At 54.8% G+C, this 13,590-nt stretch carries 8 protein-coding genes; 5 read left to right on the top strand and 3 right to left on the bottom strand.

What is annotated here, in order from left to right; genetic code table 11:
- Window positions 1–108 precede the first annotated feature (108 nt).
- The 3 genes from K2H17_RS10745 to K2H17_RS10755 all read right to left on the bottom strand — a co-directional run bounded on the left by K2H17_RS10745 (window position 109) and on the right by K2H17_RS10755 (window position 5,844).
- Window positions 109–2,556, bottom strand: coding sequence for a thiol protease/hemagglutinin PrtT (locus tag K2H17_RS10745; RefSeq protein WP_300134640.1), 2,448 nt, complete (start codon window positions 2,554–2,556; stop codon window positions 109–111).
- 48 nt (window positions 2,557–2,604) lie between these two features.
- Window positions 2,605–4,773 carry a glycoside hydrolase family 97 protein gene (locus K2H17_RS10750; RefSeq protein WP_300134642.1) on the bottom strand — a complete coding sequence of 723 codons (2,169 nt, stop codon included), beginning with the start codon at window positions 4,771–4,773 and terminating at the stop codon, window positions 2,605–2,607.
- 156 nt (window positions 4,774–4,929) lie between these two features.
- Complete coding sequence (locus K2H17_RS10755; RefSeq protein WP_300134644.1) at window positions 4,930–5,844, bottom strand: glutaminase; 915 nt, start codon at window positions 5,842–5,844, stop codon at window positions 4,930–4,932.
- A 54-nt stretch (window positions 5,845–5,898) separates the two neighbouring features.
- On the opposite strand from K2H17_RS10755, the gene ruvX reads away from it, so the two are divergent.
- The 5 genes from ruvX to K2H17_RS10780 all read left to right on the top strand — a co-directional run bounded on the left by ruvX (window position 5,899) and on the right by K2H17_RS10780 (window position 13,501).
- Entirely contained in the window at window positions 5,899–6,315 is a 417-nt protein-coding gene (ruvX, locus tag K2H17_RS10760) for a Holliday junction resolvase RuvX (protein WP_300134646.1), read from the top strand.
- A 138-nt stretch (window positions 6,316–6,453) separates the two neighbouring features.
- Complete coding sequence (gene def, locus K2H17_RS10765; protein ID WP_300134648.1) at window positions 6,454–7,017, top strand: peptide deformylase; 564 nt, start codon at window positions 6,454–6,456, stop codon at window positions 7,015–7,017.
- Between the two features lie 72 nt (window positions 7,018–7,089).
- Window positions 7,090–8,775, top strand: a complete 1,686-nt coding sequence (ettA, locus tag K2H17_RS10770) for an energy-dependent translational throttle protein EttA (protein WP_300134650.1) — start codon at window positions 7,090–7,092, stop codon at window positions 8,773–8,775.
- Between the two features lie 85 nt (window positions 8,776–8,860).
- On the top strand, window positions 8,861–12,052 hold the full coding sequence (locus tag K2H17_RS10775) for a SusC/RagA family TonB-linked outer membrane protein (protein WP_300134652.1): 3,192 nt from the start codon (window positions 8,861–8,863) through the stop codon (window positions 12,050–12,052).
- A 21-nt stretch (window positions 12,053–12,073) separates the two neighbouring features.
- On the top strand, window positions 12,074–13,501 hold the full coding sequence (locus K2H17_RS10780; protein ID WP_300134655.1) for a RagB/SusD family nutrient uptake outer membrane protein: 1,428 nt from the start codon (window positions 12,074–12,076) through the stop codon (window positions 13,499–13,501).
- The last annotated feature ends 89 nt before the right edge of the window (window positions 13,502–13,590 follow it).

Below are 13,590 nucleotides of genomic sequence, written 5' to 3' on the forward strand. Positions count from 1 at the left end.
TATTTTACCACTGTTAAGAAGGCACCATTGGAAGCTGATCGCTTCCAATGGTGCCTTCTTAATTATGCAAAGACGCAGACCGATTCAGCGGGGGCTGAATCTGCCGTCTTATTTTCTGATTATCTTCACTGCCTGAACCCCTGCGGCGGTCACTACTCTCGCTATATATAGCCCTGAGGGAAGTGCCGAAAGGTCAAGACGTGCAGTCGCGCCGTCAATCTCAGCCGGGGCGCCGGTCTGCTGTCCGCCGAAGCTGAAAAGATCGACACGGCGGATCTCTGCCAGAGCTGATATGAGAGTGAAGTCAGCGGTAGGATTCGGCGATGCGCTGATCGCACCGGCACCGTCGGCTATCACTCCGGCAATGCCGCTGCGCTCGCCGACGGTGATTTTCTTGTATGTATCGGAAACCAGATCATAACCATAATAGATGCCGACATCAACTTTCTCGCCTGTGGCAAATCCGGTCAGAGAGCCTTTGATAACGACATCAGCCGTCTGTCCGGCACTCAGAACTACTATCGGCGAGTTCAACTGCGCGTCGGCATACTGCGAACCTTCGCCGAAGAAAACCGCGAACAGATTGCCCGCAAGGTATCCGGACTGACACGTCACAGTCATATTGATCACTACATTGTCAGGATCGACAGCATTGGCATTCCCGATTGTCCAGTTGGTGATCTTAAGTTTCGGTGTACCCGGATTGGCCTTCACGGTAACGTCGATCATATCCGAGACAAGCTTGTAGGAAGATCCGGACTTGTAGCCCATAGCGAATTTATAGGAGCCTGCCGCCAATGTCAGATTATTATCCGATGAGTCAACAAACCAGCTGCTGAAGTATTCAAACGGCTCGCCTGAGACAGAAAATTCCTGGTTCAGCTCTACACCGTGGCCCAGAATCCGTCCCGACTGATTGAGCAGAAGTCCGTAGATCGGCATATTGGCCTCCATGTTTTCAGAGAATTTCGCTGTGCCTTTGGCCATGAAGGAATTGCTGACATAAAGTGTCGGACCGACAGAAAGACCTGTGACGGTATAGTCTCCAATGGTCGGCGTTGTCACCGTGTATGACGATCCTGAGCGGGTCAGGATCACATAGCCGGGCTGCGAGATCGAAGCCTGGAAGGGATGGACTGTGGAGCCGATCTTAAAAACCGGGTAGATCCTGTAAGATCCATTGGCAACCCCCAGGGTGGACAGAGGGCATGACAGAGACGGATAATATAAGCCGGGGGAAAAGTCGGTGACATTATAACGGTTTACGGTTTTGATCTCCTTCCCATTAAGATCAGTGATGCGAAAACCGATAACTCCCGACACAGTGTTGATCGAGTAGTTGGCAAAGTCACCGTAAATCACAAGATTTGATCCGCTGATTTCACCTGAGACAACGCCGATCGCGACAAATTTCACATCTGTGACAGTTGTCGACGATGTGGCCGGACGGATGCCGATCAGGACTTCCTGACCGCTGTTATAGCCTGCGGTGCTGCCGCCGGCTCCCTGCTGGTCAGGGTCGAGGGCATTGAGCAGGAAGTAACCGTCGCTCATTCCGGACCATCCCCAGTTGATGTGGAAATAGCCGTCAGGCTTATAGCCGTCGCATACAAAGCAGTGGCCACCCTCGCTGTTACTGCCGGAATAGAGAACCGGGCCGTCATTTTTCAGACTGTTGTAGACCAGGTCTTCCCAAGCGGCAAGCGTATAACTCTGGCGGACTTCGTTGCGGAGACCGCCGTCATAGCCGAAATATTTCACCAGCGCACCGCCTACGGCAGTCGAAGAAGCTCCTGAAGCATACGGTCCGTAGTCCATCTTGACCGAATAGCCGCAGGCCTGCATGAGTTTAGCCACTGCATCGGCCTGGGCTACGGTGTACGATGAAGAATAGGACGGAAGCATATTGCCCCAGTCAAAGGCAAAATTCCTGAAGTCGGCTTTGAGGGTTCCCTGTCCCTCCCATTCATAGCTGAATACAGCCGAAGAAGATGCCTTTTCAGGCCAACGGTGGTATTTCATCACCTGAGCCATCGCAGTGGCCACACAACCGGTATAAGTCTCATAGCTCTTGCTACCCTCCTTATAGGCAGGACAGTACTTGTTGTACGGCTCCCCCTGATCCCATTTGGTTCCCAGCAGTGGGCTGATGGGAGCACGGGACTCACGAACCACAGCCTGATAGGCTCCTGCGTTCTGAGCTGAAGCAGCACGGATCTGAGCACTGTACTCGTCGAGCCACCAGCGCATGGCGGGCGACATGTTTTCAGGGTCGAAAGAGCCTGAGTCGCTGTAACCGAGAATCGGCGCGGCCACATCGTCAGCCGAGACAATCAGATAGCCAGATGTATCATTCTGAGTGAACACATAAAGAGACGGCGACTGGGCCTCGCCAACTGTCATCACAGGGGTCGGGACGGCATGGCCGCGGCTTGTGCCTGAAGCCTGCGGAAGATTTGCGGCACGGGCGAATGCCTCGGCAGGAGTGAGAGTCCTGGCATCGGCCGATGCTGCGGCTACGGCAGCAATGGCGAGTAGCAATAGAGATCTTTTCATTACTTATATGGTATATTTGGCAATTGACGGCTTCAGGCAAGCCGGAAGTCAGTCAATCGGTTTTATCGAGATCGCGTAGCCTCCTCCGGCAATGGCGCCGAGAGTCAGTTTTGACTTCGAGGTGACTTTTTTGCGGCTTATGGTGTAGCGGGTCTGGCCGTCGACGGTATTGGCGTCAGGGGCCTCGGCATAGATAGTGGCCTCGTATTTGCGGCCCGGATCAAGGAACGAAAGGGAGATGGTGCTCTTACGGTCGGCGGTCCCGGCAGTCGAGCCTACATACCATTCATCAGAGTTCTTGTCTTTGCGGGCCACGGTCACATAGTCCATCGGTTCGGCTTCGAGATAGACCGAGCGCTCCCACTCTACGGGCACATCCTTGATGAACTGGAAGGCATCCATGTGCTTCTCGTAGTGTTCAGGAAGATCCGCCGCCATCTGGAGCGGGCTGTACATTGTGACATAGAGAGCCAGCTGGCCGGGAATGGTCGAAGCGATCTTCGAGTTGTTGCCTGGGGTGAAGGTTGAGAGGTCGAATTCGAAAATGCCGGGAGTATAGTCCATCGGACCTCCCTGGAGACGGGTGAAGGGGAGAATCGAGGTGTGCCATTTCTCGTTGCCGCCCATCGCCTGATATTCGGTGCCGCGGGCGCTTTCATTGCCGATCAGGTTGGGATAGGTGCGCGCAAGGCCTGTCGGGCGGGTCGCCTCATGGGCGTTGACCATGATCTTGTGGTCGGCGGCTTTGCGCACGGCGTAGAGATAGTGGTTGTTGAGCCACTGCGAGTAGTGATATTCGCCACGGGGGATGATGTTGCCGACATAGCCGCTCTTGACAGCATTGTAGCCGTAGTCATTCATGAGTTTATATGCCTCGTCGAGATGGCGCTCGTAGTTGCGGACAGAGGCCGAGGTCTCGTGGTGCATCATCAGGCGCACACCCTTCGAACGGGCATAGTCGTTGAGATATTTCAGATCGAAGTCGGGATAAGGGGTCACGAAGTCAAACACATAGTCCTTCGACTGGCCGAACCAGTCTTCCCAGCCCTGGTTCCAGCCCTCGACGAGCACCTGGTCAAAACCGTGTTCGGCGGCGAAATCGATGTAGCGCTTGACTTTGGCGGTGTTGGCGCTGTGGCGTCCGTTGGGGCGGGTCCTGGTGTAATCGGTCTCGCCGAGTTTGACCGAATAGACATCGTCGGTGTAGTTCCAGGATCCGGCACCTGAGATCATCTCCCACCAGACTCCTATATATTTGACCGGCTTGATCCAGGAGGTGTCCTCATAGGAGGTCGGATCGTTGAGGTTGTAGATCAGACGCGAGGCGAGGATGTCACGTGCGTCATCGACGATCATCACCGAGCGCCAGGGGCTTTTGGTCGGGGTCTGCATGTAGCCCTTGCGGCCCTGGGCGTCAGGCGTCAGCCATGAGCTGAAAGTCATGGTGGTGTCGTTGAGATTGAGGTGCATTGTCGGATAGTCGACAGTCGCAGCCTCATGGATGTTGAGATATACGCCGTCGTCGGTCTTGAGCTGGAGAGCAGTCTGCACTCCGGTCGGAGAGAAGGGTGTGGTCGAGGCGTTGTCGGGATTGATCTTCGAGGGGAAGAGAGAGCGGATCTCGCTCAGGCGCGACTTGGTGTAGTTGTATTCCTGCGTGTCATAATCACCCGGAATCCAGTAGGCCGTATGGTCGCCGGTCATGGCGAACTCCGTGGCCTCTTCGGCAATGACAAAGTAGTTCAGATTGGGCTGTTCGGGGAATTCATAGCGGAATCCGATGCCGTCGTCATAGGCACGGAAACGGACCGTCATCGTGCGGTCGAAGTCCGGCTGTCGGAGAGTGACGGCCATTTCGTTGTAATGGTCTCTGATCTGAGTCTCCTCGCCCCAGACAGGTTCCCAGGTCGAATCGACGCTGTCACGCTCGGTCTTGACCAGCTCAAAGCCGTCTTTGAGCGAAAGGGCGTCGGCAGCGGCCTTCTTGCCCTGATGCTCGAAACTGTTGCGTCCCGATTCGCTTGACAGATCAAAGCCGAGGCCCGAAGGAGCGATGACCTGTCGGCCTTTGAAGTCGACAAAATAGGTCGGACGTCCGTTGCGGATCTCAAACGTCAGTGCGATGTCGCCGTCAGGAGATTTCAGCACCTCATCTGCCAGTGATGCGCCGGTAGCGGCTGCACCAAGTGCGAGTGTGAATAGTATGCGATGTTTCATTTCTAAATAAAGTAAGGAATAAATGTGATAAGTAAGTATGATATATGGAGTTGCAAACTTACGAAAATTTCCCTTCATTATCAATTTTTCACCGCGACTTTCTCCCTGCCCGCCAATTTTTCGCACTGAAAAAAGATGCGATATGGGCTCTGTTGGTCAGAATATGGATTCACTGGTGTAGGTGGTCAGCAGCTCAAGGGCTTTCATGCCCATGACGGAGTTGCCTTTTTCGTTGAGACGGGGACTCCACGTAGCAACCGCATAGCGTCCGGGGTAGACAGCGGCTATGCCTCCGCCGACACCGCTTTTGCCCGGCAGTCCGACAAGATAGGAATATTCGCCGGCATCGTTGTAGAACCCGCAGGTCTGCATGATGGCATTGATCCGTTTGACCTGCGAATAGGTCAGCCTGACGCTGCCGAATGAAAATTCCTTTTTGCGGTCGGCAAAGGGGAGGAAGGCACGCGCCAGCTGACGGCAGTCCATCTCGACCGAACATTGCATGAAATAGAAGTGAAGTACATCCTCGATATCGTTGGTCAGATTGCCGTAATATTTGAGCATGTTGGCTATGGCGGCGTTGAGATAGCCCGTGACACGCTCGGAATCTGCAACCTCCCGGTTATAGTCAACGGTGGGATCTCCGGATATAAGCCTCACAAATTCAAGATAGTCAGCCTCCGGATTTTCAAGTTCTGACAGCAAAACGTCGGCCACCACGATAGCACCGGCATTGATGAACGGATTGCGCGGAATCCCATGATCGAGTTCAAGCTGGATCAGAGAATTGAAAGCCGATCCTGAAGGCTCCTTGTCGACCCTCTGCCAGAGAGCTTCGCCTCTCAGCGACAACGCCATTGTCAGCGAGAAAACCTTCGTGACACTCTGGATTGAAAAACGCTCGCCGACATCGCCGAGTTCGGCTTCCTCTCCACCGGCAGTGAGCAGGCAGATGCCGAAACGGTCGGGGTTGACTCTCGCAAGAGCCGGAATATATGAGGCCTGCCGTCCGACAGCGCGCAATGGGGCCACTTCAGCAGCAATCTCCGATAAGATGCGATTATAATTCATGGTTCTTAAATTTGTGGTGCAAATGTAAATATTTTTACTATCTTTGCAGGCATTATGGGACGATTACTTGCTATCGACTATGGCCGCAAACGCTGCGGACTGGCTGTGACCGATGTGTTGCAGATCGTGGCAACGGCGCTTGACACTGTGCCGTCAGCCGGGCTGATCCCATATCTGAAGGCCTATATCGGGCGCGAGCCTATCGATGAGATCATTGTCGGCCTTCCCAAGACTCTCAGCGGCGAACCCTCGGAATCAATGCGTTACATCACTCCGGCCATCAACCGCCTGCGAAAGGAAATCCCCGGAGTAGAGATCAAATTTTTCGACGAGCGCTTCACCTCCACCCTGGCCCACCGCGCGATGCTTGATGCCGGAGTGAAAAAGAGTGACCGCCGTGACAAAGGGGCGATCGACCGCATGGCTGCCGTCATCATCCTCAACGGCTATCTCGAATCAAAGCGACTCTGAACCTGCAACGAGCCATGTCTGAACTAATTGGTTGCTGAAAACATCCGAAATTGTTAAAAGACAATTGTTAAAAAACGGAGATTTCCGCGCTCCTGAAATCAAGATTCAACGAAACAAGAAACTGAATATACCAAAGAAATGCGTTTACCCGTCTATCTTTACGGCCATCCTGTGCTCCGCAAGACCGCGGCGCCGGTAGGCCAAGACTATCCTGAGCTGAAAGAGCTCGTGGAAAACATGTTCACCACCATGTATGCAAGCGAAGGCGTAGGCCTCGCGGCGCCCCAGATCGGACGCTCGGACAGAATCGTGGTGATCGACGCCGATCCTGTCAAAGACTCTTTCCCCGAATGCGAGGGCCGCAAATTCGTGCTCATCAACCCTGAGGTCGAAGTGCTCGACGGCGAAGCAGTCAGCCGCGGCGAGGGCTGTCTGAGCCTGCCGGGACTCTCGGAAAACGTCAGCCGTGTGGAAAACATCCGCCTGCGCTGGGTCGACGAGAATTTCGAGCCCCACGAAGAAGTGATCACCGGCTTCCTGGCCCGCATCGTCCAGCACGAGTGCGACCACCTCGAAGGCAAGCTCTACATCGACCACATCTCAATGATCCGCAAGCAGCTGATCAAAGGGAAACTCAACAACATCATCGCCGGAAAAATCCGCTGTGACTATCCCGCGAAATGCGCCCCAAGAAAGCGCTGACCGAAGAGGCCGTCCGCGTTCCCATTATCACATTTTTAATACGAAAAGCTACTTATCAACAACCATCCAATCATGGCTGACGACAAAAAAGTAATATTCTCGATGGTAGGAGTCTCAAAGACCTACCCTCCCCAGAAACAGGTGTTGAAAAACATCTATCTTTCCTTCTTCTACGGCGCCAAGATCGGCATCATCGGTCTGAACGGTTCCGGTAAGTCATCACTGCTGAAAATCATCGCCGGCATCGACAAGAGCTATCAGGGCGAAGTGGTGTTCTCTCCCGGCTATTCCGTGGGCTATCTCGAACAGGACCCTCAGCTCGACCCCGAAAAGACGGTCATTGAAGTTGTCCGCGAGGGTGTGCAGCCGATCATGGACCTGCTCGCCGAGTTCGACAAGGTCAATGAATCGTTCGGCGACCCCGACGTGCTGGAAGATCCTGACAAGATGGATGCCCTTCTCGCCCGCCAGGCCGAACTTCAGGACAAACTCGACGCCGCCGACGCCTGGAACATCGACTCCAAGCTCGAACGTGCGATGGATGCCCTCCAGTGCCCACCCGATGACCAGAATGTGACCACTCTTTCCGGAGGCGAACGCCGCCGTGTGGCTCTCTGCCGTCTGCTGCTCCAGCAGCCCGACATCCTGCTGCTCGACGAGCCTACCAACCACCTCGACGCCGAGTCGATCGACTGGCTCGAACAGCATCTCCAGCAGTATCCGGGCACAGTGATCGCCATCACCCACGACCGCTACTTCCTTGACCACGTGGCCGGATGGATCCTCGAACTCGACCGCGGCGAGGGAATTCCCTGGAAAGGAAACTACTCGTCATGGCTCGACCAGAAGACCAAACGCATGGCTCAGGAAGAAAAGCAGGCAAGCAAGCGCCGCAAGACTCTCGAACGCGAGCTGGAATGGGTGCGCATGGCACCGAAAGCGCGTCAGGCCAAGGGCAAGGCCCGTCTGTCGAGCTACGACCGCCTGCTCAACGAAGACCAGAAGGAAAGAGAAGAACGCCTTGAGATCTTCATCCCCAACGGACCCCGTCTGGGCAGCAAGGTCATCGACGTGCAGGGCTTCTCGAAAGCCTTCGGCAAGAAGCAGCTTTTCAAGGATCTCAGCTTCTCGCTTCCCCAGGGAGGCATTGTCGGAGTGATCGGTCCCAACGGCGCCGGCAAGACCACCCTCTTCCGCCTGATCATGGGCCAGGAGACTCCTGATGCCGGATCATTCGAAGTCGGCGAAACCGTGAAGATCGCCTATGTCGACCAGACCCACCACGATCTGCTGCCCGAAAAGAGCGTCTATGAAGTGATCTCGCAGGGTGTCGAGAGCTTCCGTATGGGAGGCCGCGACGTCAACGCCCGCGCCTATCTCTCACGCTTCAACTTCACCGGCGCCGACCAGGAAAAGAAGATCGGAGTGCTCTCCGGCGGCGAACGCAACCGTCTGCACCTGGCGATGGCCCTGAAAGAGGAAGGCAACGTGATCCTGCTCGACGAACCTACCAACGACATCGACGTCAACACCCTGCGCGCGCTCGAAGAAGGTCTTGAGGACTTTGCTGGCTGTGCCGTTGTCGTCAGCCACGACCGCTGGTTCCTCGACCGCATCTGCACCCACATCCTCTCGTTTGAAGGAGACGGCAATGTCATCTTCTATGAAGGTTCCTACTCTGACTACGAAGAGTTCAAAAAAGCCCACAACGATGGCAAAGAACCGCCACGCCGCCGCTACCGCAAACTTATGGAATAACCACTTATCACTCAGTTTTATGTTCAATTCAAACAATACTTTCTTTCCTGCATGGAATTCCGTGATACGTAACGCGCTATGTATCATGGCAATACTTTTAGGGGGGGTGATTCCAGCCTATGCTCAGGCATCCTCAGGCACAGCTGAAGCCAAAGGCATCGTAGCCGATGTCGACGGCGAACCTCTCCCCGGCGTAACAGTCACTCAGACCGGATCCAACAATGTGGTTGTGACCGACATCGACGGTGCATATCTGATCAAGGTCCCCTCCGGCAGCATCATTGAATTCACCTACATCGGCAAGAATCCGGCAAAGGTGACAGTCAGCAAATCGGGGACATATAATGTGACCCTCTACGACAACGAGACCATGCTCGACGAAGTGATGGTCACCGGTTATTCCTCAATCTCAAAAGCCCAGTCGACAGGCTCCTTCCAGAAAATTTCAGGAGAGAGCCTTCAACTGCGGCGCATGGACAATCTTGAGGACATCCTTGAAGGCAATATCGCAGGCTATGTCGACGGCAAGATCCGCGGTATCACCACAATGAACGCCATCGCCAACCCGCTTGTGGTCATCGACGGATTTCCGGTTGAAAACACCTCGATGAACCGCGTAGGCTCGACCACCGAAAACATGCCCGACCTCAACCCGGAGGATATCGAGAGCGTTACGGTGCTGAAAGATGCCGCCGCAGCTTCAATCTACGGTGCGCGAGCCGCCAACGGCGTCATCGTCATCACTACAAAGAAAGCCCAGCAGGGCCGTGAGATCAGCTTCTCGGCCACGCTCACCACGCAGAAATACTCCGATTATGTCAGCAACCGCACCAATGCAGCCGATGTGATCGCACTGGAACGCGCCTGGGCTGCCCAGTATCCCGAACTGCTTGCCGGAGGTGCCTCCGCCGCCAAGGTGGCCGACGACCTGCGTCTCGGCGCAGTGCCGAGCATGGGTGTCAACACGCTGCTTGACATGTACACCGGCGCCATTTCCATGGACGAGGGCAATGCTCGCCTCAATTCGCTCGCCTCACTCGGCTACAACTATTATGACCAGGTGAAGGAATACGGCAAGCGCAACCCCTTCCACCAGCAGTACAACCTGCGTGTGGCCCAGTCATCCGACCGCAACAGCTTCAACGCTTCGGCCACATACTGGAAACACAACTATGAAGATGTCAACCACGGCGACCACTCGCTCGGCATCAACATCACCGACCAGATGAAGCTCGCCAGCTGGCTTACAGCCGACATCGGCGCCTACATCAAATATGGCCGCGAAAATCTCCAGAAATACGACCTGCTCAATCCCGGCTTCAACTTCCTTCCATACGACGGACTCGTTGCAAACGACGGCTCTTACATCGCCGCTCCCTCACCAAGCAACGCCTCACGCCGCGAGACAATCGCTCAGAACGGCATGGTGCCTGAAGTTCTTGTCCCGATGGACGAACTCGGCTACGGAGTCTCAAAGGCCAAGAGCCTCGACACCCGCATGTTTGCAAAGCTGAGATTCAACCTCACATCATGGCTCACCTATGACGCGCAGTTCCAGTACGAAACCGGCAACACTGACACCGATTATCTCCAGAAGCGCAACAGCTACAATGTGACCAGCCTTCTGAACAACTTTGTCACCAGAGACTCCTATTCCGGAAAGCTGCTCTACAATCTTCCCGAAGGGGACATGATGTACCGCACATCAATGAAATCGCGCGGCTATGACTTCCGCCATCAGCTCAACTTCAACTATCGTCTGAACGATCTCCACAACCTGCTCGTGTTCATCGGTCAGGAAGTGCGTGAAAACCGCATCACCTATACCGACAACACCTACTTCGGCTATGATCCCGAACTGCTCACCTGGCAGCCCTTCAACCAGAAAACCCTCGCCTATATGTCGGGCATTCTCGGCGCCGCACAGCTCAACATGTCCAACATGGAGTCGATGCACGAGATCACCAACCGCTTCGTGTCGTTCTACGGAAATGCCTCCTACTCTCTGGCCGACAAGTACAACATCACCGGAAGCCTCCGCTGGGACCGTTCGAACCTCTGGGGCACCAGCTCCAAATATCAGAACAAACCCATCTGGTCAGTCGGCGCAAGCTGGAACATGAACCGCGAAGCCTTCCTCAGCCAGCTGTGGTGGATGAACAACCTTCAGCTCCGCGCTTCCTACGGTATCGGAGGTAACATCGGCCGTAACACGGCTCCATATCTCACCGCGCAATATCTTTCAGGCGCATTCGGCACAGTCGGCATGGTCATCGCTCCCCCAAACAAGGATATCCGCTGGGAGAAAACCCGCACAATCAACGTCGGTGTAGACTTCGACCTTCTGCGCAACCGCCTGTGGGGTAGCATCGATTACTACCACAAGAAGAGTACCGACCTGCTTGCCCTCATCAACGGCTCGCCAACCCAGGGCTTCGGCTTCAACACGCTGACCACCAACAACGGCGCCATGAACAACCAGGGCTTCGAACTCAGACTGTCAGGCCAGATCATCCGCAACAAGAATCTCACCTGGACATCCACTCTGCTCTATGCGCTCAACCACAACAAGGTCAAGAGCATCTCAATCGAACCTACCCTCTACAATTCGCGACTCACATTCCCCACATCCTATCCCACAGTCGGCAACCCCTACAACGGCATTTATGCCTACCGCTGGGCAGGCGTAAGCCCTGATGGCGAACCTCAGATCTATGACGCCGAAGGAAACGTGACCACCGAGGATATCCGCGACGTGGACGCCATCGTCTACTGCGGAACAACAGTACCTCCGCACAGCGGTTCGTTCTCCAACGTGGTGAAGTGGAAAGACTTCGAATTCTCGGCAATGATCACCTTCGCTTTCGGTCATAAACTGCGCGACACCCTTACTCCGAACATCTCGATGACATCCGGCCGAATCACATCCACAAGCAAGGACATCATGAAGGCCTGGACCAAACCGGGCGACGAAGCACACACCGATGTGCCCCGCCTGCTTTTCTCCAACAATACTGACAATTACAACTCCTACCGCAGCTCGCTTTACAGCTACTCCGACCTGTTCATCTACGATGCGTCAAACATCCGCATCCGTGACATCGGCGTATCCTACATCCTGCCTTCACAGCTCAGCCGCAAAGCTGCTTTCAAACTTGTGAAGTTCAGAGTGTCGGTAGAGAACGTGGCCACAATCGCCATGGACAGCAAGGCCCACTACCTGCTCGGCGGCAAGGAGAACCCCAACTTCGTATTCAGCCTCAACCTCGGCTTATAAACGCCTAATCTCTCAATCACAATGAAACTTATACACAATATATTATCCAAAGTCATGCTTGCCGGTATCGTACTGACGACAGCCTCGTCGTGTAACGATTACCTCAACGACATCCCGAAGGGCCAGAAAACTCCCAAGACCTGGGAGGACTACAACGCCTTCATGCGCAACAACAACACCTCTAACTATGAGACAGAGCAGCTGCTCTTCCTCCTGGGTGACTATTTCCGTTCTCCGACTGCGCTCAACAGCAACGAACTCACCCGTGCCAACTACCTCTATCTCGCAGATGTCAACCGCACGCTCATCAACAGCGGTGACTTCATGCCCTACTTCAGTGCCTACGAAATGATGTTCTACTGGAACCTGATCATCGAGGACGGCATGAATACCACCGAAGCGACCGACGAGCAGCGCCGTATGCTCGTGGCACAGGCCAAAGTGCTCCGCGCCATGACATACCACTACATTGTCAACTACCATGCCGACCAATACTGGAGCACCACCACTGACAAGCTCTCCGTGCCCATCGTAACTTCGGCATCCGTAGAGGCTCCCTCGCCACAGGGCACCCTCCAACAGGTCTATGACCTCATTCTTTCGGACCTCAACTCTGCCATCCCCTATCTCCCGCATTATGGCGAGACCATTCTGCACCCGACCAAGGCCGCAGGCTACGGCATGCTTGCCCGTGCGCTCCTCTCGATGGGCCGCTATGAGGAGGCCCGCACTGCCGCTGAATACGCGCTCGCCGAAAATGACGCGCTCTACGACTGGGTGAAATTCTATAACGACAACAAGGCTCGCATCGAAAATGTAGCTGACTGGGGCGGAGCGACAACAACCAACCCGGAAATGGACAATCCCGAAAACTATATCTACCATCAGGCATCGTCAATGTTCTGGCAGGGCCAGACCGCCGGCTGTCTGACACTGCCGGTTGAACGCGCCGAGAAGTTCGAGGAAGGCGACATCCGCCTGCTCGCTCACTGGCGCTACTACCAGACGGCAGCCGGAGTGGAATACTACCGCGGAATCTATGGCAATGTCCCCAACTTCGGAGGTATCCGTTCAGCCGAGATGTATTACATCAAAGCCGAATGCCAGGCCCGTGCCGGAGAGTGGGAAGACGCTCTGGAGACAGTAAACACCGTGCGCCGCACACGTTTCCTGCCTGACTACTACCACGATCTGACAGCCGCCGACCAGACCGAGGCCATCAACAAGATCATCGACGACAAGGCCAACGAATTCGTGCAGACTCAGGTGATCTTCTGCGACTATCGCCGCCTCAACAAGGAAGGTCTCTATCCGCGCACTCTCACAAAGACAATCGACGGTGTGACCTACACCCTTGCCCCTGACTCACACCTGTGGATCATGCCCTATCCCATCCGTGTGCTCCAGAACCCCGGCAACAACCCGATTGTACAGACCGTTGACATGTAACATTCCCTCGTCCGACACATAAACGACAACTGAAAAAGGCCGTATCCGACGCATTTAGCAGGATACGGCCTTTTTTATGTCTGTCTTTT

This window comes from Duncaniella sp. (genome assembly GCF_029054785.1).
Classification (GTDB): Bacteria; Bacteroidota; Bacteroidia; order Bacteroidales; family Muribaculaceae; genus Duncaniella.

Bases quoted from the DNA above. Each gene is read 5' to 3' on its own strand.
- K2H17_RS10755 (WP_300134644.1), bottom strand. From the start codon at position 5,844: ATGAATTATAATCGCATCTTATCGGAGATTGCTGCTGAAGTGGCCCCA.
- ettA (WP_300134650.1), top strand. From the start codon at position 7,090: ATGGCTGACGACAAAAAAGTAATATTCTCGATGGTAGGAGTCTCAAAG.
- ruvX (WP_300134646.1), top strand. From the start codon at position 5,899: ATGGGACGATTACTTGCTATCGACTATGGCCGCAAACGCTGCGGACTG.
- K2H17_RS10780 (WP_300134655.1), top strand. From the start codon at position 12,074: ATGAAACTTATACACAATATATTATCCAAAGTCATGCTTGCCGGTATC.
- K2H17_RS10775 (WP_300134652.1), top strand. From the start codon at position 8,861: ATGGCAATACTTTTAGGGGGGGTGATTCCAGCCTATGCTCAGGCATCC.
- K2H17_RS10745 (WP_300134640.1), bottom strand. From the start codon at position 2,556: ATGAAAAGATCTCTATTGCTACTCGCCATTGCTGCCGTAGCCGCAGCA.
- K2H17_RS10750 (WP_300134642.1), bottom strand. From the start codon at position 4,773: ATGAAACATCGCATACTATTCACACTCGCACTTGGTGCAGCCGCTACC.
- def (WP_300134648.1), top strand. From the start codon at position 6,454: ATGCGTTTACCCGTCTATCTTTACGGCCATCCTGTGCTCCGCAAGACC.